The following is a 25,573-nucleotide window of genomic DNA, read 5'->3' on the forward strand; positions in this document are numbered from 1 at the left end:
CCGGCCGCAGGTTTTACTTTACTGCAGCGGCGGAATGACGAGCACCTGACCCGGATAGATCTTGTCCGGGCTCTTGAGCATCGGCGTGTTGGCCTGGAATATGACGTCGTTCTTCGCGCCGCTGCCGTAGTACTTTTCGGCGATCTTCCAGAGGTTGTCGCCCGCGACCACCGTGTGGTGCTGCGCTTCCGGTGCGGGATTCGTGACGGTCAGCTGGTCGTCGACCTTGTCGACGTTCTGGACGTTGCCCGCGGCCACGAGGATTTTTTCCTTGGTGGGCTGATCGGCGGCGTTGCCCGTGACGGTCACGGTGTGCGAGACGCCGTCGTAGGTCACGCCGAGGTTGTCGGCGTCGAGGCCCTGCGAGCGGATATAGGCCGCGATCGCGTCGCCGGCCTTCTGGTTCAGGTCCGCGAGATTCGCAGCCGGTGCGGCGGCGGGTTCGGCGGCTTGCGCCGGCGCGGAGGCCGAGCCGAACAGTTTTTCGCCGGCTTCCTTGATGAAATTGATAATGCCCATCGATCACACTCCTCACGTGCTGGGGGTTGATTGAGTGACCACGCAGCCAGTTGCGCGTTGACCTGCGCGTTCACCTTGCGCTGCCGGCGTGACACACGAATGAAAGCACGATTCTAGAAACGCGGACGCGAACGCGTCCAGCGCGAGGAGGTAAAAGATTGTGAAATGCCGCGCGGGCGTTGCGCGTGGGCAGTGCGGGAATTGAAGGGCGCGGCCATCCGACAGGCGGACACCCGGAGACGACGTCTGACCGACCAAGGCTTCCCCGTCGTCGCCGAGTGCCGCTTTCGGACCCCACTGGCCGCCCTCAGCCCAGAGCGGCCCCGATTTGCCTCGCAGCGGTTGCCGCCGCCACGAAGCGCCCCACCGATGGCCGTCGCGTCGCGCGCGCCGGCCTGAATGCGTGAATACGTGAATACGTGAAGGTGTTTCTTATCGTTCGAACGCCGCTGGATGGAACCGGCGATGCGATGCGTGTGCCTTGCTCGCACGCATCGCCGATTCGTCCATCGCTACAGCGGCTTGCGCTACGTTTAGCGTCGCTTACGCGGCCTTCGCCTGCGCTTCCGGCGCCTGCGCGATTTCGAAATTCGCCATGATTTCGAGAGCGCGGATCATCGCCGAGTGATCCCACGCCTTGCCGCCGTTCGCCGCGCACACGCTGAAGAGCTGCTGCGCGCTCGCCGTATGCGGCAGGGCGATGCCCAGCTTGCGCGCGCCGTCGATCGCGAGATTCAGGTCCTTCTGGTGCAGCTCGATGCGAAAGCCCGGATTGAACGTGCGCTTCGTCATGCGCTCGCCGTGCACTTCGAGAATGCGCGACGACGCGAAACCGCCCATCAGCGCCTTGCGCACGCGCTCCGGATCGGCGCCCGAACGCGCGGCGAACAGCAGTGCCTCGGCCACGGCTTCGATGTTCAGCGCCACGATGATCTGGTTCGCGACCTTCGTCGTCTGGCCCGCGCCGTTGTCGCCGACGAGCGAGATGTTCTTGCCCATGATCTCGAACAGCGGCTTGGCCTGGTTGAAGGCCTTTTCCGGGCCGCCGACCATGATCGAGAGCGTGGCGTCGCGTGCGCCGACTTCGCCGCCGGATACCGGCGCGTCGAGATAATCGCAGCCGAGCGCGTTGATCTGCTTCGCGAACTGCTGCGTTTCGAGCGGCGAGATCGAACTCATGTCGATCACGAGCTTGCCGGCCGAGAGACCCTTGGCCACGCCGTCGTCGGCGAACAGCACGTTCTGCACGTCGGGCGTATCGGGCACCATCACGATCACGATGTCCGACGCCTGCGCGACGGCGGTCGAGTCGGCGACCACGGTCGTCTGCGTGCGCAGATCGTCGGGCACCGGATATTTGCCGTTGACGGCCAGCGTGTGGCCGCCCTTCAGAAGGTTGCGCGCCATGTGCGCGCCCATGATGCCGAGGCCGATAAAACCAATCTTTGCCATCTGTGTTGTCTCCAGTTGAGTCGAATGCGGTTCGATAAGTCGATGCGTGCGGTACGCGCGGCGCGGACGTCGGCGCTGCGTGAAATCAGGCGAGTTCGGCGGCGCGTTGCTGCGCGCTGCGCAACCAGCCGAGGCCGTCGACGGTGGCCGCTTTGGGCTTGTATTCGCAGCCGATATAGCCTTCGTAGCCGAGCGAATCGAGCAGATCGAACAGGAACGGATAGTGGATCTCGCCCGTGCCCGGCTCATTGCGGCCGGGGTTGTCGGCGAGCTGGATGTGAGCGATCTTCGCGAACTGCTTCTTGATGGTCGCGGCGAGTTCGCCTTCCATGCGCTGCATGTGATAGATGTCGTATTGCAGGAACAGATTGTCGGAGCCGACCTGCTCGATCACGCCGAGCGCTTCGGCCGAACGGTTCAGCGCGAAGCCCGGAATGTCGTAGCTGTTGCACGGCTCGACCAGCAGGCGGATGCCTTCGCGCTTCAGTTCGCCCGCCGCGTAGCGCAGGTTCTCGACGATGGTCGCAAGCGCCGTATCGCGATCGACGCCCGCCGTCGGAATGCCGACGAGGCAGTTCAGTTGCGGCACGCGCAGCGCGCGGGCGTACTCGATCGCACGTCCCACGCCTTCCTTGAATTCGCTCTTGCGATCGGGCAGACAGGCGATGCCGCGCTCGCCGGCTTCCCAGTTGCCGGCCGGCAGGTTGTGCAGCACGAGCTTGAGGCCGTGCGCGTTCAGGCGCTCGGCGAGTTCGGCGGCCTTGTACGGATAAGGAAACAGGAATTCCACGGCATCGAAGCCCGCCTCGGCAGCCGCGGCAAAGCGGTCGAGGAACGGCACTTCGTTGAACAGCATGGTGAGGTTCGCGGCGAATTTCGGCATGAGTGTCTCGCGGGTCGGTCAGGGTGGGAGCGTCCGCTTTTCGCGCATCAGGGCTGAGCGCGAAAAGCGGGTGGAAGCACTACACAAACACTAAGGCAATACGACGAATACTGTTTCGTCGAATCATCAGGATTGCAGGGCGATCGCGGTCGGCGCGTGTTCCGGCTTGTCGGCGAGTTCCTCGAACTCGTTGATCGCGTCGATCTCTGCGCCCATTGCAATATTGGTCACACGTTCGAGAATCACCTCGACGACCACCGGCACGCTGAACTCCGCGGCCATCGATTGCGCCTGCTTGAGCGCCGGTGCAATCTCCTCGGGCTTGAACACGCGCAGCGCCTTGCAGCCGAGACCTTCGACCACGGTCTTGTGATCGACGCCATAGCCGTTCACTTCCGGCGCGTTGATGTTCTCGAACGCGAGCTGCACGCAGAAGTCCATGTCGAACTGGCGCTGCGCCTGGCGGATCAGGCCCAGATACGAGTTGTTCACGAGCACGTGCACGTAGGGCAGCTTGAACTGCGCGCCCACGGCCAGTTCCTCGATCATGAACTGGAAGTCGTAGTCGCCCGAGAGCGCCACGATCGGGCGCGACGGATCGGCCGCACGCACGCCCAGCGCCGCCGGAATCGTCCAGCCGAGCGGGCCGGCCTGGCCGCAGTTGATCCAGTTGCGCGCCTTGTAGACGTGCAGGAACTGCGCGCCCGCGATCTGCGAAAGACCGATCGTGCTCACGTAGCAGGTGTCGCGGCCAAACGCCTTGTTCATTTCTTCGTAGACGCGCTGCGGCTTGATCGGCGCGTTGTCGAAATGCGTCTTGCGGTGCATCGTGGCCTTGCGCTGCTGGCAGTCGGCCACCCACGCGCTGCGATCCTTGAGCTTGCCGGCGGCCTTCCATTCCTGCGCGATTTCGACGAACAGTTCGAGCGCGGCCTTCGCATCCGAGACGATGCCGAGATCCGGACCGAACACGCGGCCGATCTGCGTCGGCTCGATATCGACGTGCACGAACTTGCGGCCCTTCGTATAGACCTCGACGCTGCCCGTATGGCGGTTGGCCCAGCGGTTGCCGATGCCGAGCACGAAGTCGGAGGCGAGCATCGTCGCGTTGCCGTAGCGGTGCGAGGTTTGCAGCCCGACCATGCCGGCCATCAGCGGATGGTCGTCGGCGATGGCGCCCCACGACATCAGCGTCGGAATCACGGGCACGCCCACGGTTTCCGCGAATTGCACGAGCAGGTCTTCGGCCGCTGCGTTGAGCACGCCGCCGCCCGAAACGATCAGCGGCTTCTCGCTCGCGTTGAGCAGTTCGAGCGCGGCTTCGATCTGCTTGCGCGTCGCCTTCGGCTTGTAGACCGGCAGCGGTTCGTAGGTGTCGATGTCGAATTCGATTTCGGCGAGCTGCACGTCGATCGGCATGTCGACCAGCACCGGACCCGGACGTCCCGAGCGCATCAGATGAAACGCCTGCTGGAACACGCGCGGCACGAGCGCCGGCTCGCGCACGGTCACGGCCCACTTGGTGACGGGTTTGGCGATCGATTCGATATCGACGGCCTGGAAATCTTCCTTGTAAAGACGCGCGCGCGGCGCCTGGCCCGTGATCGCGAGGATCGGAATCGAGTCGGCCTGGGCGGAGTAGAGGCCCGTGATCATGTCGGTGCCCGCCGGGCCCGAGGTGCCGATGCACACGCCGATATTGCCCGGCGCGGCGCGCGTGTAGCCTTCGGCCATGTGCGAGGCGCCTTCGACGTGACGCGCCAGCACGTGCGTGATGCCGCCGGCTTTCTTGAGCGCCGAGTAGAACGGATTGATGGCGGCGCCCGGCACGCCGAACGCGGTGTCGATACCTTCTTTTTCGAGCACCAGCACGGCGGCGTCGACGGCTCTCATTTTGGCCATGAAATGTCTCCTGAATGTCGCGGCGGCCTGAACAGGCCGAGGGATACAGCGCTTGAGAGTCACTGTAGGCTTGCAGGAAAGGTTTGATAAGATCAGTCCGGGTCGCTTATTTCGATACAAAAAGTATGGAATGACCGGGCGACGAGAGAAACGGAAGGAGACAGACGATGGATCGCTTCAAGCAGATCGAGACCTTCGTGCGCGTCGCGGAGGCGGGCAGTCTCGCGGCAGCGGCGCTGGAGGAGGGCGTGTCGCCCGTGATTCTCGGCCGCCGGATCGACGCGCTCGAAAAGCGCCTCGGCGTGAAGCTCATGTACCGCTCGACGCGGCGGCTCGTGGTCAGCGAGGAAGGCGCCGCGTTTCTGGAGCGCTGCCGCGGGCTGCTGGCGGAATGGGAGCAGGCGGAGAACGAGCTGTCGGTGGGGCGGCGCGTGGTGAACGGGCATCTGATCGTCTCGGCGCCCGCCGCGTTCGGGCGCAAGCACGTCGCGCCGCTCGCGCCCGAATTTCTCGCCGACAAACCCGAGTTGCAGGTGTCCTTCAACCTGACTGACCGCGTGGTCGATCTGGTGCGCGAGGGCTACGACCTGTCGATCCGCATCGGCGGCTCGGTCGATCCGAATTTCGTCGCCGTGAAGCTCGCCTCGAACCGGCGCGTGGTGTGCGGCACGCCGGACTATTTCCGCAAGCACGGCCGGCCGAAATCGCTCGAAGATCTGCCGAACCACAATTGCCTCGCGTTCAATCTGCAAGGCGGACAGAATCGCGGCTGGTATTTCCGCCGCAACGGCAAGCTCGCGACCGTGCGCGTGGGCGGCAATCTCGACTGCAACGACGGCGAGTTGCTGCACCGCTGGGTGACGGAAGGGCTCGGGCTCGGCTGGCGCTCGACCTGGGAGATCGACGCGCAGCTCGCGCGCGGCGAACTGGAAACCGTGCTCGACGAGTACGCGCTGCCCGATTACGACATCCTCGCCGTGTATCCGCAGCAGCGCTATGTGCCGGCCAAGGTGCGCTATTTCATCGATTATCTGAAGGCGATCTATTCGCGGCCGGGCTATTGGACCGACGACGTTTGAGCCGCCGGTCCGCGGCTTCGCCTACCCGACCGTGATCACGCCGTTCATCGTCTCGTGGCCCGAGCCGCAGAAGATGTCGCAGAGAAACTGCACCGTGCCCGCGTCGCCCGCCGTGGCCGCGAGTTTGACGACGCTGCCGGGCGGCACGTCGGCGCGCACGCCGTATTGCGGAATCGAAAAGCCCATCGTCGTGTCCTGCGACGTCAACTCGAATATGACGCTTTCGTGCGGCGCGAGCGCGATATGGTCGGGCGTGAACACGAAGCGGCGCGCGTGAACCTTGATGACGCGCGGCGCGGCCTGTGCGTCCACGCGCATCAACGCGCCTGTGCCCATGGCGGCGGCCGCGAGCGCGAGCCAGCGGCGGCGCGCAAGGCGCGGCTCGCGGGCGCGCAAACGATGAAGCTTCAGCATGGTGGTCTCCTGGTTTTGTGCGAATTGTGTGCGCGTTGTGTGCGCTTCGGTCCCGTGACAACGTTCACCCGATCTCGCGGATCGGCACCTCGGTCAGCGCAAACGCGCCGGGCGCGCCATCGACATCGACGCTGCGCCAGCCGAGTCCCTTGTACGGCGCGGCCGCGTCCCACGGCACCGGCAGGCGCTTGGGCTGCGACATCGGCGCGGGCAGCGCGAACATCAGCGAGCGCGCGGCGTGGTGCGAGACCGAGCCCGTCATCGTGTGGTTCTCCTGATGAATGTGGCCGTAGAACACCGTGACGTTCGCGTGTTTCTGCAACAGCGCGATGGCCTGCGCGCCGTCGCGCGTCGCCCAGTCCCACTGCGGCGCGAGATCGAACAGCGGCCGGTGCGTGAAGACGACGATGCGCGCGTCCTCGGGCTGGCGGCCGAGATCGTCGGCGAGCCAGGCGAGTTGCGCGTCGCCGATACGGCCCGCCGGGTCCGAGACGTTGTCGAGCACCACGAAATGCACGCCGCGATGATCGAAGGTGTAGTGCGTCGCGCCGAAGATCTCGCGAAACGCCTCGCCGTTGTCGAGACTCGCATCGTGCTCGCCGGGCATCAGATAGAGCGGCTTCACGCGCAGTCCCGCGACGATCTGCTGGAACTCGCGCATGCGCGCGCGGCGCACGGCCGGATCGTCGGTCGTGTGCGTGAGGTCGCCCGTGAAGACGACGAAGTCGGGCGTGGCGGGCAGCGCGTTGACGGCGGCGATCGCCTTGGGCAGCGTGCCTTTCGCATCCGGATTGATGGCCGCCCCTTCGAAGCCCCAATGGGCGTCGGAGAGCTGGACGAAGAAAAAATCGGCGTGGCCGGCCGCCTGGCCCGAGGCCCAGCCGGGCAGCGCCGAAGCGAATACGGCGCCGCCGCCGAGCGCGGCCAGCTTCAGGAAGTGTCGGCGCGAAAGAGGCGCGGGGGTGGTCGGCATGTCGGTCTCCTCGTGGAGGGTGGGGCGCGTCTGCTTGTCGGCTTTGCATCGGCGCATGACTGCCATACCGGTGTCGGCATCGTTCCATTCCCGATTTATTTTTGATTTCGCGCGGGATTCGCGGGAATAAACTGCCCGTGAAGCCAGTCATGCCGATGTGGGACGAACGTTGGCATGAAGGTGGCGCACTAGGGCGCGAGGGGACGACGTGGGCGAAACCGCGAACGGGCAGCACGGCGAGACGCAGCGCGATGCACAGGACGTGCAGGACGCGCGGGCGCGCAATGCGCGCTTTCAGGCGCTGGCGCTGCCGCATCTGGACGCCGCGTACAACCTCGCGCGCTGGTTGTCGCGCAATCCCGGCGACGCCGAGGACATCGTTCAGGACGCGTTTTTGCGCGCGTTCCGCTTCTTCGATACGTTTCGCGGCGATCAGGCGCGGCCGTGGCTGCTCGCGATTGTGCGGCGGGTCTGGTACGACGAGTGGCGGCGACGGGCAGGCGCGGAAGAAGTTGCCCCGTTCGACGAGCTGCGTGACGACACGCCGCCGGACGGCTGGGAAACGGGCAGTGTCGATCCGGAAACGCTCGCGATCCGCGCCGAGGACGCGCGCCGCGTGCAGGACGCGCTGCAGCGTCTGCCGGTCGAGTATCGCGAAGTGCTGGTGCTGCGCGAGCTGGAGGAAATGGGTTACCGCGAGATCGCGATGGTCATCGACGTGCCGGTCGGAACGGTGATGTCGCGTCTCTCGCGTGGCCGCAAACGGCTCGCGGCGATGCTGGCGGCGCAACACGCGCGGGGCGCGGCTGATGGTGCGAGAGGCTGTGCGCAGACACAAATACCGCCGTCATCGCCGATAGCCGCAAGGCAGGATGGCAAGACCGATTTCGGGGGCAACAGCAAGGCGTGGAGACCATCCGGTCGGGGGCCAGACGGCCGGTTCCGCGAGGAGCCGGCCGTCGACGGCGGAAGTGCTGTGCCGTCGATGTCGCCCGGGGTCGCGCCGACCTCGAATTCCACGGTGAGCCGCACGACGGAGGCGCCTGATGAACTGTGATGAAGCGCGCCCGCTGCTCGATGCGAGCGTCGATCGGGAACTCTCCGCCGCGGACGAATGGCGCGTGCGCGAGCATTTGAACAACTGCGCGCCGTGCCGCGAGGCGGCCGATACCGCGCAGGCGATTTCGCGGGCCGTGCGCGTCGCGCCTTATCATCGCGCGCCGTCGGGACTGGCCGCGCGCATCGTGGCGGCCTTGCCGCCGCTCGAGGCGGCGAGTTCGGAACCGGCTCCGCTGCGGGGCGACGATGGCGTGCGCACCGAGCGCGCTCCGCAATCGCCGTCTGCGGCCGGCGGGAAATCCGGTGGGAAGGCGGGCCGGCTCGCGGGCTGGAGGTGGCCGTCCCTCGTTGGCTTCAGTGGTTCGGGCAATGCGTCGGGCGCGCGCGCGCCGGCGTTCGCCTGGTCGGCGCTGGGCGTGCTCGCGCTGTGTGCGCTAGGCGTCGTCGTGGCGCTGCATCTGCGTCAACCGGTCGCATCGGACGCTTTCGTCGACGAACTCGTGGCGAGCCACGTGCGGGCGCAGATCTCGGGCCGCGATCTCGACGTGATCTCGACCGATCGCCATACGGTGAAGCCGTGGTTCAACGGCCGCATCGACTACGCGCCGCCGGTCGAGGATCTCGCCGCGCAGGGCTTTCCGCTCGTGGGCGGCCGGCTCGACTACGTGGGGCGCGAGCGCGTCGCGGTGCTGGTGTACCGCTTCCGCAAGCACGTGATCGACGTCTACGTGTTCCCGCCGGGCGTGTCCGGCCCGCAGGCGGACGCCGCCGCGCCGCCGCGCGACGACGGCTACGCGCTCGCACACTGGCAGGCGGGCGGCATGACCTGGTGGGCCGTCACCGACGCCGGGCCGGATGCGCTCGTCGGCCTGCGCGCCGCGCTCGACGCCCGGCTCGCGGGCGGCGGAAGTGGGGGCTAGGGCGCGTTTTTCGCCGCTTTGGGTCCGCTTTGGGCCGGCTTTGGGCCTGCTTGGCGCGTATCGCGCCGCCGTGCGCACCACGCAAGTCCTTGAAAACACGCCTGATTCAGCACGTCACTGCATGATTTGGCTTGCGCGCGTAGCGTGGCCGCGCTACAATCTTCGGCTTCTCACTTGCCGCACCGGTTCCGACGCCCGGGTGGCTTTAATCCACAAGGAGTGAATATGCGTCATTACGAAATCGTCTTCATCGTGCACCCCGATCAAAGCGAGCAAGTGCCCGCGATGATCGAGCGTTACAAGGGCACGATCACGTCGCACGGCGGCCAGATCCACCGCATCGAAGACTGGGGCCGTCGTCAACTGGCCTACATGATCGAGAAACTCGCGAAGGCTCACTACGTCTGCATGAACATCGAATGCGACCAGACCACGCTCGACGAACTCGAACACGCGTTCAAGTTCAACGACGCTGTGCTGCGTCACCTCATCGTCAAGATGAAGAAGGCCGAAACCGGCCCGTCGCCGATGATGAAGGAAGTGCAGCGCGAAGAAGCCAAGAAGGCGGCTGCTCAGCCGACCGAAGCGCAGGCTTAATTACACAAGCCATCAGGATTCGAGCTCACTTGCTTAAGCACACTGCGTGAACAGGCTGCAACTCACGGCTAGCGTCGTCGAACGCGAACCGGTGCGGTATACCCCCGCCGGCGTTCCGATTGCCAGCGTCACGTTGCAGCACCGCACGGAGGTCGTCGAAGCGGGCATTCCCCGATTCGTCGAGCTCACGATGCCCGCGGTGGCGGCAGGCAAGGCCTGCGGTCTGGTCGAAAGCTGCGAGATGGGCGTGGAAGCGCTCTTCACCGGTTTTCTGGCGAAAAAGCACCGCAACGCGCGAACCCTGGTGTTTCACATCACCGAAATGCAAGGTACAGGAAAGGACTAATCATGCCCCGCCCGACTGGTAAGAAATTCGACAAGCGTCGTCAACAGCAAAACCCGCTCTTCAAGCGTAAGAAGTTCTGCCGCTTCACGGCTGCAGGCGTCGATCAGATCGACTACAAGGACATCGAAACGCTGAAGGACTTCATCGGCGAAAACGGCAAGATCACGCCGGCTCGTCTGACGGGTACGAAGGCCCACTATCAGCGTCAGCTGGACACGGCTATCAAGCGCGCGCGTTTCCTCGCGCTGATGCCGTACACCGACCAGCACAAGGCCTAATAAGACGACGCTACAAGGAGCAATAGAATGCAGATCATTCTTCTGGAAAAAGTCGTCAACCTGGGCAACCTCGGCGACATCGTCAAGGTGAAGGACGGTTACGCACGTAACTTCCTGATCCCGAACAAGAAGGCTCGCCGCGCAACGAAGGACGCAATCGCTGAATTCGAAGTTCGCCGCGCTGAACTCGAAAAGGCCGCCGCTGAAAAGCTGGCAGTTGCCCAAGGCGAAGGCGAAAAGCTGAGCGGCCTGTCCGTTCAGATCGGTCAGAAGGCCGGCGTCGACGGCCGTCTGTTCGGTTCGGTCACGAACGCGGACATCGCCGAAGCGCTCACGAAGCAAGGCTTCGCAGTGGAAAAGGCGCAAGTGCGTCTGCCGGAAGGCCCGCTGAAGATCGTTGGCGATCACCCGGTGCAAGTTTCGCTGCACACGGACGTGCTCGTCGACATCACGGTGTCGGTGCTGGGCGAACACGCCTAAGCACGCATGCGGTCCTCACGGACCGCGTGTTCGCGCCGTTCTACGTCGCAAAGAACAAGAAAGGCAGGAGCCGCAGGGCTTCTGCCTTTTTTGTTGCGCGCTCATCGCACTCGCTTGCTTGCACGCGCTGTTGCACTTTTTGAAGCTTGTGAGCGCCCGTCCGCTGTCCGATAATTGCCCTCCATGAACGCTCCGAAAGATCCCCAACTCGAGTCGCTGAAAGTCCCGCCGCATTCGATCGAAGCCGAACAATCGGTGCTCGGCGGCCTGCTGCTGGATAACGGCGCCTGGGACCGGATTGCCGACTTCCTCTCGCAAAGCGACTTCTACCGCTACGATCACCGCCTGATCTTCGAGCATATTGGCCGCCTGATCTCGTCTGCGCGTCCCGCCGACGTGGTGACCGTGTTCGAATCGCTCGGCACCTCGGGCAAGGCCGAGGACGTGGGCGGTCTCGCGTACCTCAACGCGCTGGCGCAGAACACGCCGAGCGCCGCGAACATCCGCCGCTACGCGGAAATCGTGCGCGATCGCGCGGTGCTGCGCCGCCTCGTGTCGGTCGCCGACGAAATTTCCTCCGACGCCTTCAATCCGCAAGGCAAGGAAGTGCGTCAGCTGCTCGACGAGGCCGAGGCCAAGGTGTTCTCGATCGCCGAAGACGGCGCGCGCGGTACTCAGGGCTTCCTCGAAATCGGGCCGCTGCTCACACAGGTCGTGGAGCGCATCGACACGCTCTACCACACGGCCAATCCGAGCGACGTGACGGGCACGCCCACGGGCTTCATCGACCTCGACCGCATGACCTCGGGCATGCACGGCGGCGAACTGATTATCGTGGCGGGCCGTCCGTCGATGGGTAAGACCGCGTTTTCGATGAACGTCGGCGAATATGTGGCTGTGGAATACGGCCTGCCGGTCGCGGTGTTCTCGATGGAAATGCCGGGCACGCAGCTCATCATGCGTATGCTCGGTTCGGTGGGGCGCCTTGACCAGCACCGCATGCGCACGGGCCGCCTGACCGACGAGGATTGGCCGAAGCTCACGCACGCCGTGCAGAAAATGAGCGAGGCGCAGATCTTCATCGACGAAACCGGCGGTCTGAACCCGATGGAACTGCGCTCGCGCGCGCGGCGCCTGTCGCGCCAGTGCGGCAAGCTCGGCCTCATCATCATCGACTACCTGCAGCTGATGAGCGGTTCGGGCAGCGGCGAAAACCGCGCGACCGAAATTTCGGAAATCTCGCGTTCGCTCAAGAGTCTGGCCAAGGAACTCGATGTGCCCGTGATCGCGCTCTCGCAGCTGAACCGCGGCCTCGAACAGCGTCCGAACAAGCGTCCGGTGATGTCGGACCTGCGTGAATCGGGCGCAATCGAACAGGACGCGGACGTGATCCTGTTCATTTACCGCGACGAAGTGTACAACCCGGACAGCCCCGACAAGGGCACCGCCGAGATCATCATCGGCAAGCAGCGTAACGGTCCGATCGGTCCCGTTCGACTCACGTTCCATGGTCAATACACGAAGTTCGACAATTTTGCCGGCGCGCAAACCTTCTATGGGAGCGAGTAAGGGCGCCGTCTGAACTGTCAAGACGCGGCAGGCGGCTTATGCGCAATAGTGGCGCAAATGCCGCTGCCGTGTCCGTCGACAAGTGCGGCCCTTTCCTCCTGACGTTACAATATTGCCGTTTTATGACGGCTATCTTGCCGTTTTGTGACGGCAATCCGAGACCAATTACCGGGATCCCAATGTTCGGTCGATTCATGCCCACCGAGGGCAAGTTCTTCGAAATCTTCAACGCGCACGCGAAGTGCATCGTTTCCGCTGGCCGTGAGCTCGAGCTCCTGATCGACAATCTGGCTGACGCAGAAGTCCACAAACAGAACGTGCAGAGCGCCGAAAAGGCCGCCGACAAGCTGACGCACGAGTGCATCGACTTGCTGCACAAGACCTTCATCACGCCGCTCGACCGCGACGAGATCCACAAGCTCATCACGACGATGGACGACTGTCTCGACCTCATGGAAGACGTCGCCACCGCCATTTCGCTGTACGACGTGCAGGCCGTGACGGCCGAGGCGAGCGAACTCGCGCACGTGGTCACGGCGTCGGCCGAGCGTGTGCAGGCAGCAGTGGCGCTGCTCTCCGACATGAAGCAGGCGCGCGACATCCTGAAAGCGTGCGAAGACATCGACCGCCTCGAGTCCGACGCCGACCGCCTGCTGCGCGGCGCGATCTCGAAGCTTTTCCGCGAGGAAGACGACGTCAAGAATCTGATCAAGCTGAAGGCGATCTACGAATTGCTCGAAGCGATCACCGACAAGTGCGAGGATGTCGCGAACATCATCGAAGGCATCGTGCTAGAGAACGCCTGAGCCAACCACGATGCATTCGATACAACTCGCCCTCTGGGTGGTCGCGACACTCGTCGCCATCGCGCTCATCTTCGACTTCATGAACGGCTTTCACGATGCGGCGAATTCCATCGCCACCGTCGTGTCCACCGGCGTGCTCAAACCGCAGCAGGCGGTGGCGTTCGCAGCCATGTTCAACGTGATCGCCTATTTCGTCTTCCACCTGAAGGTGGCGCAGACGGTGGGCAAGGGCACCATCGACCCCGATATCGTCGATCACTACGTCGTGTTCGGCGCGCTGGTGGGCGCGATCGGCTGGAACGTGCTGACGTGGTACTACGGCATTCCGTCGAGCTCGTCGCACGCGCTGATCGGCGGTCTCGTGGGTGCGGCGCTCGCCAAGTCGGGCTGGCATTCGCTGAATTTCGACGGGCTCATGAAGACCGTGGCGTTCATCTTCATTTCGCCGCTGCTCGGTTTCATCCTCGGTTCGTTGTTCATGCTGCTGGTGTCGTGGCTGTATTTCCGCACACCACCAAGCAAGGTCGACCGGCGTTTCCGGCGCTTCCAGCTGGTTTCGGCGGGCCTCTATAGCCTCGGCCACGGTGGCAACGACGCGCAGAAGACCATCGGCATCATCTGGATGCTGCTGATCGCAACCGGTTACTCGGCGGTTGGCTCGGACGCGCCGCCTATCTGGGTGATCGGCGGCTGCTATCTGTCGATGGGTATCGGCACGCTGTTTGGCGGCTGGCGCATCGTGCGGACCATGGGCCAGAAGATCACCAAGCTCAAGCCAGTGGGCGGTTTCTGCGCCGAAGCGGGCGGGGCGCTGACGCTCTTCACGGCTTCGTGGCTCGGCATTCCCGTGTCGACCACCCACACGATTACCGGCGCGATCGTCGGCGTGGGCGCGACGCAAAAGCTCAGCGCCGTGCGCTGGGGCGTGGCGGGCAACATCGTCTGGGCCTGGGTGCTGACCATTCCGGCTTCGGCTACGCTCGCCGCGGCGGGCTGGTGGATCGGCCATCGGCTGATGTAAGCGGGCCTCCGCCACAGTGTTGCAAAACGGCGCCTTCGGGTGCCGTTTTTTTTGCCCGCCAGCGCTGCCGCGCCGGTTCAGATCATGGGCGTGCTGCAGCCGTCCATCGGCACGAGGGCGCCGGTTACGTAGCTTGCGCGGCGGCTGGCCAGGAACAGCGCGACGTCGGCGATCTCCTCGGGTCTGGCATAACGCCCGAGCGGCACCTTGGCCTCGCCGCGCGCGAGGGTTTCTTCGGCGCTGGTGCCTTCGCGGCCCGCTTCCAGTTTCACGGCTTCCTGCAGGCGCTCCGTGAGCGTGGCGCCAGGATTGATCGCGTTGATGCGGATGCCGTAGCGCGCGTGATAGTGCGCGAGACCCACGGTGGCGAGCATGAGCGCCGCGTTGGCCGCGCCGCCCGCGATATGGATGTCGCTCGCGTACTTGCCGCCCATGCCGATGATGTTGACGATCGCGCCCGGTTCCAGCGCCTTGCCGGCCTTGATCCGCTCGACCATGCGGCGCAGCACTTCTTGCTGCGGATAGATATACGGGAAGTATTTGGCTTCCATGGTGGCCTTGAAGGCCTCGGCGTCGAGCAGTTCCGGGTCGTAGCGGCGGGCCGCGCCTGCACTGTTGATCAGGATGTCGATGGGCCCGACGGCCGTGGAGACTTCTTCGACCACGTCGGCGGCGCTGTGCGCCTCGTGCAGGTCGGCGCGCGTGAGATGCACGTGCAGGCCTTCGCTGGCCAGTTGCTCGCGGGCGCGCGCGAGATTGGCCGGATCGCGCGACACGATCGCCACTTTCGCGCCTTCCTGCGCAAACGCGCGGGCGCAGGCGAGCCCGATGCCCTTGCTGCCGCCTGTGATCAGCACCACCTTGTTGCCATGTCCGAGATCCATCGCTGCCTCGCTGCGGAAAAAGTCTAAAAACAGTACCAAAACGATAGCAGACGCGGCGGATGCACGAAACCGCCGAAAGGCCGCGTTGGCCATCCGGCCAGGGCGAATCGGGCTGGATGCCGCGTCAGCCGGCGGCGTGTGCGCGGGTACGCGGCGGGGGCGTTGTTCAGTACGAGCCGTTCGCGAAGCGTGCGATCGGGTCGTCGCTCGATTGCGTGGGGGCGGGCGATGCGGCGCCGGCGGTCGAGGCGCGCATGATCTGGACCGGCGCCTGAGCGGGCTGGGTCGACTGGATGGCCGTTGAACCGGCCTGCGCGGCCTGACGTTCGGCGGCGGCCGCGCGGGGCGGTGGAGGCTCGAACGCGTCGGCGGCGGCATCGATGGCGTCGGGCGCGGCGGCGCTCGGTGCGGCGGCGATCGGCGCAACCGCTCCCGCGTCGCGGGCCTGCATCTGCGCAGCACCCATCGCGGCGGGCGGCGGCTCGAAGGCGTCGGCGGACGCGGCCTGCGGCGCGGGCGATGCAGGTATCGCGGCGGTGCTCGTCGCCGTACTCGTGTAGGTAGTTGGCGGCGTGCTCGTCAGGCGACGCTGATCCACCGCCGTAGCGCTGACGCGAGCCGCAGGCGCGGCAACCGCCACGTTTGCGGCCGGCGCGACCGGAGCAGGCGTCGCCGCCTCGTAAGTCGGCGTATCGAACGGCGTGCTCGGCGCGCGTTTGGGCGGCGCCATGCGGCGGATGCCGTCGAAATGCTTCGACCAGTACGGATTGGTCAGATAGTCGAGCCGCACGGTGCCGCCCGTCGACGGCGCATTCACGAAGCGCAGATTGCCCACGTAAATGCCCACGTGCGAGTGCGGCCGCCCGGTGGTGTTGAAGAACACGAGGTCGCCGGCCGCGATTTCGTCCGGCTCGATCGACTCGCCGCGCTGGCTCATGTCGGCCGTGGTGCGCGGCAGATCGACCGACGCGGCGCGCGCGAACACGTATTTGACGAGACCGCTGCAATCGAAGCCGCTATCGGGCGTATTGCCGCCCCAGCGGTAGGGAATGCCGACGAGACCCATCGCCTGGATCGAGATTTCCTCGCGGCCGATGCTGTGGTCGACGAAATTGGGGAAGCCGGGCGGCTTGGTGCGCCAGGCGTAGCCGCCGCTCGATCCGCCGCCGCGCGACACCTTCTGCGGCGCGCTCGAACACGCCGCAAGGAATATCACGATCAGCAACGGAAGCCAGAGTCGGCGCATGAAAAGCGGACGGCGAACGACGCGCGTCCGCCATTGGGGAAAACCGGTAATGAGCGGATGGTAGCCCGTGGGACACGGCTTCGGCAAGAATTCTTCAAGAATTACTTGAAGTTCGCGGGCGATCTGTTGCGGGGTCGGCACGCCCTGAAGGGCCGAAACTCCTGTGGGCGCGGGCGACGCACAAGAAAAAAAGGACCGCATCCGGCGATCCGGATGCGGTCCTTCCAGGTACGGCTCAACAGGCGTGGCGCGGCGAGAAACCCGCGCCGGCAGAGCGCTTTAGAGAATGTCCGAGGCGTAATCGGCCAGACGCGAACGCTCGCCGCGCGCCAGCGTCACGTGCCCGCTATGCGCCCAGCCCTTGAAACGGTCGACCACGTAAGTCAGACCCGAACTGCCTTCGGTCAGATACGGCGTGTCGATCTGCGCGATGTTGCCGAGGCACACGATCTTCGTGCCGGGGCCCGCGCGCGTCACGAGCGTCTTCATCTGCTTGGGCGTGAGGTTTTGCGCCTCGTCGATGATCAGATACTTGTCGACGAAGGTACGGCCGCGCATGAAGTTCATGCTCTTGACCTTCAGGCGCGAGCGGATCAGCTCCTGGGTCGCGGCGCGGCCCCATTCGCCGGCGGCGTCGTCGGTCTTCTGGAGCACTTCGAGGTTGTCGTCGAAGGCGCCCATCCACGGCTGCATCTTTTCCTCTTCCGTGCCCGGCAGGAAGCCGATGTCTTCGCCGACCGGCACCGTCGCGCGCGTCACGATGATCTCGTTGTAGCGCTTGTCGTCGAGCACCTGCGCGAGGCCCGCCGCGAGCGCGACAAGCGTCTTGCCCGTCCCGGCCTGGCCGAGCAGCGTGACGAAGTCGATCTCCGGATTCATCAGCAGGTTCAGCGCGAAATTCTGCTCGCGGTTGCGCGCCGTGATGCCCCACACGTTGTTCTTGTGGTGGCCGTAGTCACGCAGCGTCTGCAGCAGCGCCGTCTTGCCGTTGAGCTCGCGCACGATCGCGTGGAACGCGGGCTCGCCGTTCTGCGGCTCGAGATAGACGAACTCGTTGACGAGCATCGACGCGCACTCGGGCCCGGTCACGCGGTAATACGTGGTGCCGGTCTTGGTGTCCTGCCAGGACTCCATGCCCTTGGCGTGCTTCGCCCAGAAGTCCTGCGACAGCGCGCGGATGCCCGAGTAGAGCAGGTCCTTGTCTTCGAGAACCTGGTCGTTGAAGTAGTCTTCGGCGGGCAGGCCGAGCGCGTGCGCCTTGATACGCATGTTGATGTCTTTCGACACCAGCACGACGAGGCGGTCCGGCCGGTCGCGTTGCAACGCGCGCACCACGCCGAGAATCTGGTTGTCGGCCTTGCCTTCGGGCAGGCCGTCGACCGGATCGATGTGCGTGAGCGTGGTCTGGAAGTACAGGCGGCCGAGCGCTTCGCGGCTGCCGAGGCGCGCGAGCGAAATGCCTTCGGAGATCGTGCCCGCGTTCGCCACGAGCTGATCGAGCGTACGGCTGACCTGACGCGCGTTACGCGCGACTTCCGACATGCCTTTCTTGTGGTTGTCGAGTTCTTCCAACGTCATCATCGGCAGATAGACGTCGTGTTCCTCGAAACGGAACAGGCAGGTCGGGTCGTGCATCAGCACGTTGGTGTCGAGCACGAACAGCTTCTGGACTTCGACGGCTTCTTCCGGATGCACGCGTTTTTTCGTGCTGCCGCGCGTGGCCGGTGCGGCCGTACCGCCCGAGGTTTTCGCGGCGGGTTGCTTGCCGCTGCGCGCAACGGGCGCTTCGGCCGCGGGCGTCTGGAGCGGCTGCAGCAACGCGGCGGTCTGTTTGCGTTTTCGTGCGGGGGCCGGCGCGACGGGTTCGAGCGCGGCGAGTTCGGCGCTGGCGGAAGGCAGCGGCACGGTGCGCAGCGTGGTCGCGGCGTTCGCGGCCTCGGTCATCGGTTGGGCGACGCTTGCCGCGCCATAGGCGGTCGCGTCGTTGGCAAGTTCCGAGGCAACATCGGCGGCGTCGTTCTCACCCGCGGCTTTGCGGGTGCTGCGCGAGGGCTTCGCGCGCGCCTTGTATTCCTCGGGCGGCAGCAGGTTGCCGAGCTTGCTGGGGGGAGTAGGCAAAGGCATGGTGTCCCTCGAAAAAATCGGGTCGAGTGGTCGCGGGGTTACCCAGTAAGGTGCGCTTTCGGGCGGCGCGTGCGGACAGCCGGGTGGGCCGCCGCCGTGACCGCGCTGGGTGCGCGCTCAGGTCTGAAAATGCCGGTTCGCCTGTTTTTCGATCGGCTCCTTGACGTTGACGCGCACCGGGTCGCTACGCCGGCGCGGCGTGGAGGGAGTGACATTCAACAGAAAGGCCAACAAAAAAGCCGCCGCCCCGACTGACGAGGCAAGCGGCTTGACTGCTGTGCTGACACGCTGCCCCGGAAGCGCATTTCCGGCCACGACGTGACCGGTTGCGAGACCGCTGCAATGCATCAAAAAATGGGTTGGACAGGCACTCATTGCAGCCCAATATAACGCGCCTCAAAGCGCTTGTACAGCCTCCAGAACTTCCTCGACGTGGCCCGGAACCTTGAGGCCGCGCCACTCGCGGCGCAGCACGCCGTCGGCGTCGATGAGGAAGGTGGAGCGCTCGATTCCACGCACTTCTTTGCCATACATTTTCTTCATTTTGATGACGCCGAAGAGCGAGCAGAGCGCTTCGTCGCCATCCGATACCAAGGTAAACGGCAGTTCGAGCTTGGCCTTGAAGTTGTCGTGCGAGCGAACGCTGTCGCGCGAGACGCCCACGATCGTGGCGCCGGCCTTCTTGAACTTCGCGAACAGGTCGCGGAATTCCATGCCTTCGCGCGTGCAGCCCGGCGTGTTGTCTTTCGGATAGAAGTAGAGGACGACCTTCTTGCCCTTGAGGCTCGAGAGCGTGAAGTCGCCGCCCGTGGCGGGCGCGGTGAAGTCGGGAACGGGTTGGTCGACAGCGATGGTCACGTCAGGCACGTGGCTCTCCCTTTGTTATTGGCTGGCGCGGGGGCGGCGCGGGCGCCGGTCGGCCGGGACGGTGTGTGCCGCTCGCGGCGCCGTGCCGGCGGCATGGGCTGCGTGCGCGAAGACAGGCGCGGTGGCGCGGGCGGCGGGGTTCAGTCGGGCTGGACGATCAACTGGCCGGAACGGCCCGCGATCTCGCCCCAGGTGACAGGGTACGATGGCAGCGAATCCGGGTCCAGCGTCGCATGGTAATCGCCCATCGTGGCAAACGTGTGGCCCTGTGCGCGCCAGCCCGCGAGCAGCTGTTCGAACACGGGCGCGAGCTTCTGGCCTTCGAGTTCCGCGTGCAGCGTGAACACCTGATCGTGCGGATTGTTCTCGGTGAGCTTGAGCATCCACGCGGCGACGGTGTCCGTGTCCACGCCATCGACGCCCAGCACTTCGTCGAGCGTGGGCAGCGTGGTGGGCATCTGCACGTGGTTGAGCGTGCGGCCGTTCACGACCGGACGATAGGGCGAATGGCCGCGCCCGTCCGAGGCGTACTGCATGCCCCAGGCGTCGATCTGCTCGAACGCCGACTCGTTCATCTGCCAGCCTGCCGCGCCGTGCGTGACGGGCGGCGTGCCGAAGATGCGCGTGAAGCGGTCGAAGCTTTTCTGCATCTGACGCGCGGTCCATTGCGCGTCGCGCGTGCGCACGTTGTCCTGCCAGTAGACGTGGTCCCACGTGTGGATGCCGCACTCGAAACCGGCTTCGTGGATCGCGCGCATCTGCGCGGCCGCTTCCACGCCGATGTCGGGGCCGGGCAGCAACACGCCGTACATCAGCTGGCGGATGCCGTAATGCTCGACCACCGAGGTGCGCGAGACCTTCTTCAGAAAGCCCGGCCGGAACACGCGGCGCAGCGCCCAGCCCGTATGGTCCGGGCCGAGGCTGAACAGGAACGTCGCGCGCGCCTTGTAGCGGTCGAAGATGCGCGCGAGATTCGGCACGCCTTCACGCGTGCCGCGCAGCGTGTCGACGTCGATCTTGAGAACGATGCGGGCCAAGTGGCGTTGTCCCCGGCGTTACGCTTGCTGCTGTTCGACGAGCGCACGCGCTTCGCCGACATGGCCGCGGTACGCTTCGAAGATCTTGCGCAGCGCTTCGTCGAAGGTCGACTTCGGCGCCCAGCCGAGTTCCTGCATCGTGTTGTCGATCTTCGGCACGCGGTTCTGCACGTCCTGGTAGCCCGCGCCGTAGTACGCGCCCGACGACGTTTCGACCAGTTGGACCTTCTTCGCCGTTTCCGCGTACTCGGGGAATTCGGCGGCGAGCGCCAGCATCTTGTGCGCGAGTTCGCGCACCGAGAAGTTGTTGGTCGGGTTGCCGATGTTGAAGATCTTGCCCGAGGCGACGCCGTCCTTGTTGTCGATGATCTTCATCAGCGCTTCGATGCCGTCGTCGATGTCGGTGAACGCACGCTTTTGCGCGCCGCCGTCGACGAGGCTGATGTTCTCGCCGCGCACGATGTGGCCGAGGAACTGCGTCACGACGCGCGACGAACCTTCCTTCGGCGTGTAGATCGAGTCGAGGCCCGGGCCGATCCAGTTGAACGGACGGAACAGCGTGAAGTTCAGGCCTTCCATGCCGTAGCCCCAGATCACGCGGTCCATCAGCTGCTTCGAGCACGCGTAGATCCAGCGCGGCTTGTTGATCGGGCCGTAGGTGAGGGCCGACGCGTCCGGGTCGAACTGCTCGTCCGAGCACATGCCGTAGACCTCGGAGGTCGACGGGAAGACGAGGTGCTTGCGGTACTTGACCGCCGAACGCACGATCGGCAGGTTCGCCTCGAAGTCGAGTTCGAACACGCGCAGCGGTTGCTGCACGTAGGTGGCCGGCGTGGCGATGGCGACCAGCGGCAGGATCACGTCGCACTTCTTGACGTGATACTCGACCCACTCCTTGTTGATCGTGATGTCGCCTTCGAAGAAGTGCATGCGCTCATGCTTGACCAGATCGCCGAGGCGGTCCGTCTGCATGTCCATGCCGAACACTTCCCAGTCCGTGGTCTCGAGGATGCGCTTGGAGAGGTGATGGCCGATGAAGCCATTGACACCCAGGATCAGAACTTTTTTCATGGACGGGGGACAGATGAAATGAGGTCGGAGAACGCGGCGGGCGTGACGACGGTCTCTTGACCGCCGTGTTCCAGATTCGGTGCGTGCCGCAGTTCGTGAATCGCGATGGCGCGGCCGTCGCCGCAAAGGGCGAAAAGCGCATTATCGCTTACGTGGATGCCGGCGGGCAATCCGGCGAGGGCGCGCACGCGTTCGGCGTCTTGCGTGCCGGGGCGCACCAGCCGCGCGCGCGTGATCACGAAACGATGCTCGCCGATGTCCGTGAACGCACCCGGGTACGGCGGCGCGACTGCGCGGATCAGGTTGTAGACGTCCTGCGCGCTCTGCGAGAAGTCGAGCCGGCCGTCTTCGGGCTTGCGCCCGCCGTAGTAGCTGCCTTGCGACAGATCGTTCGGCAGGTGCGGCGCTTCACCTGCGACGAGGGAGGGCAGCACGCGCCAGAGCGTCTGCTCGGCGGCCACCGTCACCTTGTCGAAGACCATCGCCGCCGTGTCGTCGGGCAGGATCGGCACCGGCGTTTGCGCGATGATCGCGCCCGCGTCGGGCTTCGCGGCCATCTCGTGCAGCGTCGCGCCGGTTTCCGTTTCGCCCTTGATCACCGCCCAGTTGGTCGGCACGCGGCCGCGATACTTCGGCAGCAGCGAGCCGTGCATGTTGTAGGCGCCGCGCGCGGCGAGCGCGAGCAGATCCACCGGCAGCATGTGGCGGTAGTAAAACGAAAAGATGAAGTCGGGCTGCGCGGCGGCGATCGCGGCGCGCAGCTCGGGGCTTTTCGGATCGGCCGGCGTGATGACGTCGATGCCGTGTTCCTCGGCCACCGACTTCACGCTGCCGAACCAGATGTTTTCGGTCGGGCTGTCTTCGTGCGTGACGACGAGCGCCACGTCCACGCCGCGCGCGAGCAGCACCTGCAGGCAACGCACCCCGACGTTGTGATACGCGAAGACGACGGCGCGCGCTTTCATGACTGGGCTCCGTGGCGTGCGTCCTGACCGGCTTCCTGGTCGACGTTGGCGCCGACGTTCGGGTTGACGTTCTGGTTCGCGGCGCCGACAGGATTCAGCGCGGTCTGCACGGCCTGCACGACGTCCTGACGCGGCACGTCGACCACTTCGCGGCCGTTGCGCGCTTCGAGAATCGTCTGCACCAGATAGCGCGGACGCGCGCGCACCTGCTGATAAATACGGCCGATGTACTCGCCGAGCAGGCCGAGCGCGAAGATGATCACGCCGAGCAGGAAGAACGTGATGGCGAACAGCGTGAACACGCCTTGCACTTCCGCGCCGATGATGAAGCGGCGGATCAGCAGCAGCACGAACAGGCCCGCCGAGCCCAGCGAAAGAATCACGCCGATGAACGACAGCCACTGCAGCGGCACGACCGAGAAGCCGGTGACGAGGTCGAAGTTCAGGCGGATCAGGCTATAGAGCGAGTACTTCGACTCGCCCGCGAAGCGCTCTTCGTGCGCGACGTCGACTTCGACCGGGTTCTGCGCGAAGGTGTACGCGAGCGCCGGAATGAAGGTGTTGATTTCGCCGCAACGGTTGATCGTATCGACGATATGACGGTTGTAGGCGCGCAGCATGCAGCCCTGGTCCGTCATCTTGATGCGCGTGATGCGCTCGCGCAGCCGGTTCATGGCCTGCGAAGCCTTGCGTCGCCACAGACTGTCCTGGCGCTGCATGCGGATCGTGCCCACGTAGTCGTAGCCTTCGCGCATCTTCTCGACCAGCTTGCCGATTTCCTCGGGCGGATTCTGCAGGTCGGCGTCGAGCGTGATGACGATCTCGCCGCGCGACTGCTCGAAGCCCGCGAGGATCGCCATGTGCTGGCCGTAGTTGCCGTTGAGCAGGATCGCGCGCGTGGTGTCCGGGCGCGCGCGGAACTGCTCGGCGAGCATCGCGGCGGAGCGGTCGCGGCTGCCGTCGTTGATGAAGATGACTTCGTACGAGGTGCCGAGCTTGTCGAGCGCCGGGTACAGGCGCGCGAACAGCGCGGCCAGTCCGGCTTCCTCGTTGTAGACCGGAATGATGACCGAGACTTCCGGCGTTTCCGGGGTCAAGGTGCGTTGTTCCGTTTGACTCATGTGTGCGTCTTTTCCGTTGGGGTAATCCGTGTTGCACGACAGTGTACGGCGGGCGGGGCGGGCGCGATTGGCCGAACAGCGCCCACTCCGTGCAGGTACTTGCTGGCGATGCCTACTTCGCGAACTGCGTGCAGATGTCGTTGACGGCGTGGCATACGCGCGCGACGTCCGCTTCCGTCATCAGCGTGAAGAGCGGCAGCGTGACCGTGGTCGCGCCGAACCGCTCGGCGTGCGGGAACATGCCCGCACGGAAACCGCGCTCGCGATAGAGCGTGAACAGGTGGATGGCCGGGTAGTGCACGCCCGAACCGATCCCGCGTTCCTTGAGCTGTTCCATGAATTCCGCGCGCGTGAGCGTGAGCTTTTCGAGCGGCAGGGTGATCTGGAACATGTGCCAGTTGCTGTTCGCGAAGTCGGCGTGCGGCAGGCCCATGCCCAGCTTCACGGCCGCGCCGCCTTCGAAGCCCGCGAAATACGCCTTCGCGAGATTGCGGCGCTGCAGCGTGAAACGCTCGATGTGCTTGAGCTGGCCGAGGCCCACGCGCGCGGCCACGTCCGTGAGATTGTACTTGCCGCCGAGCACGTCGCAGTCCATGCCGTCGAGGCCCGTGCGCGTGATGCCCTGCAGCCGGTATTTGCGCGCGAGTTCGGCTTCGTCCTCGTTGTTGAGTACGAGCGCGCCGCCTTCGATCGCCGTGAGGTTCTTGTTCGCGTGGAAGCTGAACGAGACGATGTCGCCGAGTTCGCCGATGCGCTTGCCGTTCCAGCTCGCGCCGAACGCCTGGGCGGCGTCCTCGATCACGCGCAGCTTGTGCTGGCGGGCGATCGCGTAGAGGCGGTCCATGTCGACGGGCAGGCCCGAAAGGAACACCGGAATGATCGCCTTGGTGCGCGGCGTGATGGCGGCTTCGAGCTTGTCGAGGTCGATATTGCGCGTGAGCGGGTCGATGTCGGCGAACACGGGCGTCGCGCCCACTTCGTAGATCACGTTGCTCGTGGACACCCACGAGGCCGGCGTGGTGATGACCTCGTCGCCGGGACCGACGCCCGCGATGCGCAGACCGATTTCCAGCGTCGCCGTGCCCGAGTTGAAGGTGCGCACCGGACGGCCGCCGCAATACTCGGACAGCGCGGCTTCGAACGCCTGGTTCTGCGGGCCGGTCGTGATCCAGCCCGAGCGGAGCACGTCGACGACGCCCTGAATGGTTTCCTCGTCGATCTCGGGTTTGACGAACGGGAGGAACGGTACGGAGGATTGCGCGGATGACTGGGTCATGAGGGCTTGGCTCGTCAGAACGTCAGATAGTGAGTGAGGCTGTGGCGGCGCGAAGCATGCGCCGCCGACCTTACGATTTGCTTCGATGTCGCTTCGATGTCGCTTCGATGTCGCTTCGATGTCGCTTCGATGTGGCGGATGGCCCGGCTGCGCCGATCAGCTGCGCGCCAGCACGACCACGCCGATCAGAATGATGCCGATGCCGACGAGGCGCTGCACGCTCATCACTTCGCCGAACAGATACCAGGCCGCGAACGCGTTGACCACGTAGCCGAGCGAGAGCATCGGGTAGGCGATCGAGACGTCGACGCGCGAGAGGCCCACGATCCACACGACCACGCTGAACACGTAGCAGGTGAGTCCGCCGATGATCGGCAGCTGCGTGGCGAGCTTCCAGCCGATGGGCAGGATGTTCGCACGGCTGAATTCGAAGTGTCCAACGGCATTGACACCGGCTTTCAGCAACAGTTGCGCACAGGCATTCAGGCCGACGCCGGCCAGGATGCAGATAAGGGAAATCGGATTCATCATTCTGGTGATCAACTCGGTTATGGGGGCGGACCGGGCGCGGTCCGCGACGCCGCTGCGGCGGGCGGGCAGCCACAGGCGGGCGCGTGGAACGGCCCGCGCGCTGCGCGGCTGCCGGGCCGGCGCCGTCAGGGTCACAACCCGGCATTATCGCTC

General features: G+C 65.1%; 26 protein-coding genes. 10 read left to right on the top strand and 16 right to left on the bottom strand.

The window, feature by feature from the left end; genetic code table 11:
• Positions 1–18 precede the first annotated feature (18 nt).
• The 4 genes from lysM to gcl form a co-directional block, all read right to left on the bottom strand.
• Positions 19–519: a peptidoglycan-binding protein LysM gene (lysM, locus tag SB764_RS30660; RefSeq protein ID WP_065060090.1), complete on the bottom strand. Its 501-nt coding sequence runs from the start codon at positions 517–519 to the stop codon at positions 19–21.
• Between the two features lie 543 nt (positions 520–1,062).
• Positions 1,063–2,169: a 2-hydroxy-3-oxopropionate reductase gene (locus SB764_RS30665; RefSeq protein WP_258365504.1), complete on the bottom strand. Its 1,107-nt coding sequence runs from the start codon at positions 2,167–2,169 to the stop codon at positions 1,063–1,065.
• Positions 2,057–2,854, bottom strand: coding sequence for a hydroxypyruvate isomerase (gene hyi / locus SB764_RS30670; protein ID WP_176079299.1), 798 nt, complete (start codon positions 2,852–2,854; stop codon positions 2,057–2,059). The genes SB764_RS30665 and hyi overlap by 113 nt, the downstream gene beginning before the upstream one ends.
• A 126-nt stretch (positions 2,855–2,980) precedes the next feature.
• Entirely contained in the window at positions 2,981–4,756 is a 1,776-nt protein-coding gene (gcl, locus tag SB764_RS30675) for a glyoxylate carboligase (RefSeq protein WP_065060087.1), read from the bottom strand.
• Positions 4,757–4,923: 167 nt separating this feature from the next.
• Between gcl and SB764_RS30680 the strand changes: the two genes are divergently transcribed.
• Complete coding sequence (locus tag SB764_RS30680; RefSeq protein WP_065060086.1) at positions 4,924–5,835, top strand: substrate binding domain-containing protein; 912 nt, start codon at positions 4,924–4,926, stop codon at positions 5,833–5,835.
• Positions 5,836–5,856: 21 nt separating this feature from the next.
• Here SB764_RS30680 and SB764_RS30685 read toward each other — a convergent pair whose 3' ends face one another.
• Together SB764_RS30685 and SB764_RS30690 are read right to left on the bottom strand one after the other, a co-directional pair.
• Complete coding sequence (locus SB764_RS30685) at positions 5,857–6,249, bottom strand: cupredoxin domain-containing protein (RefSeq protein WP_321856643.1); 393 nt, start codon at positions 6,247–6,249, stop codon at positions 5,857–5,859.
• Positions 6,250–6,313: 64 nt separating this feature from the next.
• Complete coding sequence (locus SB764_RS30690) at positions 6,314–7,222, bottom strand: metallophosphoesterase family protein (RefSeq protein ID WP_110328128.1); 909 nt, start codon at positions 7,220–7,222, stop codon at positions 6,314–6,316.
• A 208-nt stretch (positions 7,223–7,430) separates the two neighbouring features.
• On the opposite strand from SB764_RS30690, the gene SB764_RS30695 reads away from it, so the two are divergent.
• The 9 genes from SB764_RS30695 (at position 7,431) to SB764_RS30735 (ending at position 14,298) form a co-directional block, all read left to right on the top strand.
• On the top strand, positions 7,431–8,279 hold the full coding sequence (locus SB764_RS30695; RefSeq protein ID WP_321905766.1) for an RNA polymerase sigma factor: 849 nt from the start codon (positions 7,431–7,433) through the stop codon (positions 8,277–8,279).
• Positions 8,269–9,201, top strand: a complete 933-nt coding sequence (locus tag SB764_RS30700) for an anti-sigma factor family protein (RefSeq protein ID WP_410865900.1) — start codon at positions 8,269–8,271, stop codon at positions 9,199–9,201. Before SB764_RS30695 ends, SB764_RS30700 begins: the two co-directional genes overlap by 11 nt.
• Before the next feature lie 225 nt (positions 9,202–9,426).
• Positions 9,427–9,798 carry a 30S ribosomal protein S6 gene (gene rpsF / locus SB764_RS30705; RefSeq protein WP_028204897.1) on the top strand — a complete coding sequence of 124 codons (372 nt, stop codon included), beginning with the start codon at positions 9,427–9,429 and terminating at the stop codon, positions 9,796–9,798.
• A 46-nt stretch (positions 9,799–9,844) separates the two neighbouring features.
• Entirely contained in the window at positions 9,845–10,144 is a 300-nt protein-coding gene (gene priB, locus SB764_RS30710) for a primosomal replication protein N (RefSeq protein ID WP_028204898.1), read from the top strand.
• A gap of 2 nt (positions 10,145–10,146) precedes the next feature.
• Positions 10,147–10,422 carry a 30S ribosomal protein S18 gene (gene rpsR / locus SB764_RS30715; RefSeq protein ID WP_028216787.1) on the top strand — a complete coding sequence of 92 codons (276 nt, stop codon included), beginning with the start codon at positions 10,147–10,149 and terminating at the stop codon, positions 10,420–10,422.
• Between the two features lie 27 nt (positions 10,423–10,449).
• Positions 10,450–10,902, top strand: coding sequence for a 50S ribosomal protein L9 (gene rplI, locus SB764_RS30720; protein ID WP_410865901.1), 453 nt, complete (start codon positions 10,450–10,452; stop codon positions 10,900–10,902).
• 183 nt (positions 10,903–11,085) lie between these two features.
• Entirely contained in the window at positions 11,086–12,471 is a 1,386-nt protein-coding gene (locus tag SB764_RS30725; protein WP_065060082.1) for a replicative DNA helicase, read from the top strand.
• Positions 12,472–12,650: 179 nt separating this feature from the next.
• A complete protein-coding gene (locus SB764_RS30730) occupies positions 12,651–13,277 on the top strand; it encodes a DUF47 domain-containing protein (protein WP_065060081.1) in 627 nt (208 codons plus the stop codon).
• 10 nt (positions 13,278–13,287) lie between these two features.
• Positions 13,288–14,298: an inorganic phosphate transporter gene (locus SB764_RS30735; protein WP_065060080.1), complete on the top strand. Its 1,011-nt coding sequence runs from the start codon at positions 13,288–13,290 to the stop codon at positions 14,296–14,298.
• A gap of 77 nt (positions 14,299–14,375) precedes the next feature.
• Here the strand turns inward: SB764_RS30735 and SB764_RS30740 are convergent, their stop codons facing one another.
• The 10 genes from SB764_RS30740 to SB764_RS30785 all read right to left on the bottom strand — a co-directional run bounded on the left by SB764_RS30740 (position 14,376) and on the right by SB764_RS30785 (position 25,417).
• Positions 14,376–15,182: an SDR family oxidoreductase gene (locus tag SB764_RS30740; protein WP_410865902.1), complete on the bottom strand. Its 807-nt coding sequence runs from the start codon at positions 15,180–15,182 to the stop codon at positions 14,376–14,378.
• 166 nt (positions 15,183–15,348) lie between these two features.
• Positions 15,349–16,428 (bottom strand): C40 family peptidase, encoded by a 1,080-nt coding sequence (locus tag SB764_RS30745; protein WP_410865903.1) that lies wholly within the window; start codon positions 16,426–16,428, stop codon positions 15,349–15,351.
• A gap of 279 nt (positions 16,429–16,707) precedes the next feature.
• The gene (locus tag SB764_RS30750; RefSeq protein WP_074984247.1) at positions 16,708–18,552 is read right to left on the bottom strand and encodes a PhoH family protein; all 1,845 of its coding nucleotides are present in this window, start codon (positions 18,550–18,552) and stop codon (positions 16,708–16,710) included.
• Between the two features lie 396 nt (positions 18,553–18,948).
• Complete coding sequence (locus SB764_RS30755) at positions 18,949–19,410, bottom strand: peroxiredoxin (RefSeq protein WP_065060077.1); 462 nt, start codon at positions 19,408–19,410, stop codon at positions 18,949–18,951.
• Positions 19,411–19,559: 149 nt separating this feature from the next.
• Complete coding sequence (locus SB764_RS30760) at positions 19,560–20,456, bottom strand: polysaccharide deacetylase family protein (RefSeq protein ID WP_336752738.1); 897 nt, start codon at positions 20,454–20,456, stop codon at positions 19,560–19,562.
• Between the two features lie 18 nt (positions 20,457–20,474).
• The gene (locus tag SB764_RS30765) at positions 20,475–21,527 is read right to left on the bottom strand and encodes a bifunctional UDP-4-keto-pentose/UDP-xylose synthase (RefSeq protein ID WP_074984245.1); all 1,053 of its coding nucleotides are present in this window, start codon (positions 21,525–21,527) and stop codon (positions 20,475–20,477) included.
• Positions 21,524–22,492, bottom strand: a complete 969-nt coding sequence (locus SB764_RS30770; RefSeq protein WP_321905769.1) for a formyltransferase — start codon at positions 22,490–22,492, stop codon at positions 21,524–21,526. Before SB764_RS30770 ends, SB764_RS30765 begins: the two co-directional genes overlap by 4 nt.
• Positions 22,489–23,613 carry a glycosyltransferase gene (locus tag SB764_RS30775; protein ID WP_124261027.1) on the bottom strand — a complete coding sequence of 375 codons (1,125 nt, stop codon included), beginning with the start codon at positions 23,611–23,613 and terminating at the stop codon, positions 22,489–22,491. Before SB764_RS30775 ends, SB764_RS30770 begins: the two co-directional genes overlap by 4 nt.
• Positions 23,614–23,725: 112 nt before the next feature.
• Positions 23,726–24,889 carry a DegT/DnrJ/EryC1/StrS family aminotransferase gene (locus SB764_RS30780; protein ID WP_074984241.1) on the bottom strand — a complete coding sequence of 388 codons (1,164 nt, stop codon included), beginning with the start codon at positions 24,887–24,889 and terminating at the stop codon, positions 23,726–23,728.
• A 156-nt stretch (positions 24,890–25,045) separates the two neighbouring features.
• Positions 25,046–25,417 carry an SMR family transporter gene (locus SB764_RS30785; RefSeq protein WP_065060114.1) on the bottom strand — a complete coding sequence of 124 codons (372 nt, stop codon included), beginning with the start codon at positions 25,415–25,417 and terminating at the stop codon, positions 25,046–25,048.
• Positions 25,418–25,573: the final 156 nt, after the last annotated feature.

Origin of the sequence: Paraburkholderia sp. SIMBA_027, from assembly GCF_046535315.1 — a bacterium.
Taxonomy (GTDB): domain Bacteria; phylum Pseudomonadota; class Gammaproteobacteria; order Burkholderiales; family Burkholderiaceae; genus Paraburkholderia; species Paraburkholderia tropica.

What these genes read in the sequence shown, in the direction of transcription:
- SB764_RS30740 (WP_410865902.1), bottom strand. Translation starts at nt 15,182, where the DNA reads ATGGATCTCGGACATGGCAACAAGGTGGTGCTGATCACAGGCGGCAGC.
- SB764_RS30690 (WP_110328128.1), bottom strand. Translation starts at nt 7,222, where the DNA reads ATGCCGACCACCCCCGCGCCTCTTTCGCGCCGACACTTCCTGAAGCTG.
- hyi (WP_176079299.1), bottom strand. Translation starts at nt 2,854, where the DNA reads ATGCCGAAATTCGCCGCGAACCTCACCATGCTGTTCAACGAAGTGCCG.
- rpsF (WP_028204897.1), top strand. Translation starts at nt 9,427, where the DNA reads ATGCGTCATTACGAAATCGTCTTCATCGTGCACCCCGATCAAAGCGAG.
- lysM (WP_065060090.1), bottom strand. Translation starts at nt 519, where the DNA reads ATGGGCATTATCAATTTCATCAAGGAAGCCGGCGAAAAACTGTTCGGC.
- SB764_RS30775 (WP_124261027.1), bottom strand. Translation starts at nt 23,613, where the DNA reads ATGAGTCAAACGGAACAACGCACCTTGACCCCGGAAACGCCGGAAGTC.
- gcl (WP_065060087.1), bottom strand. Translation starts at nt 4,756, where the DNA reads ATGGCCAAAATGAGAGCCGTCGACGCCGCCGTGCTGGTGCTCGAAAAA.
- SB764_RS30745 (WP_410865903.1), bottom strand. Translation starts at nt 16,428, where the DNA reads ATGCGCCGACTCTGGCTTCCGTTGCTGATCGTGATATTCCTTGCGGCG.
- rplI (WP_410865901.1), top strand. Translation starts at nt 10,450, where the DNA reads ATGCAGATCATTCTTCTGGAAAAAGTCGTCAACCTGGGCAACCTCGGC.
- SB764_RS30785 (WP_065060114.1), bottom strand. Translation starts at nt 25,417, where the DNA reads ATGAATCCGATTTCCCTTATCTGCATCCTGGCCGGCGTCGGCCTGAAT.
- SB764_RS30700 (WP_410865900.1), top strand. Translation starts at nt 8,269, where the DNA reads ATGAACTGTGATGAAGCGCGCCCGCTGCTCGATGCGAGCGTCGATCGG.
- SB764_RS30685 (WP_321856643.1), bottom strand. Translation starts at nt 6,249, where the DNA reads ATGCTGAAGCTTCATCGTTTGCGCGCCCGCGAGCCGCGCCTTGCGCGC.
- SB764_RS30765 (WP_074984245.1), bottom strand. Translation starts at nt 21,527, where the DNA reads ATGAAAAAAGTTCTGATCCTGGGTGTCAATGGCTTCATCGGCCATCAC.
- SB764_RS30730 (WP_065060081.1), top strand. Translation starts at nt 12,651, where the DNA reads ATGTTCGGTCGATTCATGCCCACCGAGGGCAAGTTCTTCGAAATCTTC.
- SB764_RS30680 (WP_065060086.1), top strand. Translation starts at nt 4,924, where the DNA reads ATGGATCGCTTCAAGCAGATCGAGACCTTCGTGCGCGTCGCGGAGGCG.
- SB764_RS30780 (WP_074984241.1), bottom strand. Translation starts at nt 24,889, where the DNA reads ATGACCCAGTCATCCGCGCAATCCTCCGTACCGTTCCTCCCGTTCGTC.
- SB764_RS30770 (WP_321905769.1), bottom strand. Translation starts at nt 22,492, where the DNA reads ATGAAAGCGCGCGCCGTCGTCTTCGCGTATCACAACGTCGGGGTGCGT.
- SB764_RS30735 (WP_065060080.1), top strand. Translation starts at nt 13,288, where the DNA reads ATGCATTCGATACAACTCGCCCTCTGGGTGGTCGCGACACTCGTCGCC.
- SB764_RS30750 (WP_074984247.1), bottom strand. Translation starts at nt 18,552, where the DNA reads ATGCCTTTGCCTACTCCCCCCAGCAAGCTCGGCAACCTGCTGCCGCCC.
- rpsR (WP_028216787.1), top strand. Translation starts at nt 10,147, where the DNA reads ATGCCCCGCCCGACTGGTAAGAAATTCGACAAGCGTCGTCAACAGCAA.
- SB764_RS30725 (WP_065060082.1), top strand. Translation starts at nt 11,086, where the DNA reads ATGAACGCTCCGAAAGATCCCCAACTCGAGTCGCTGAAAGTCCCGCCG.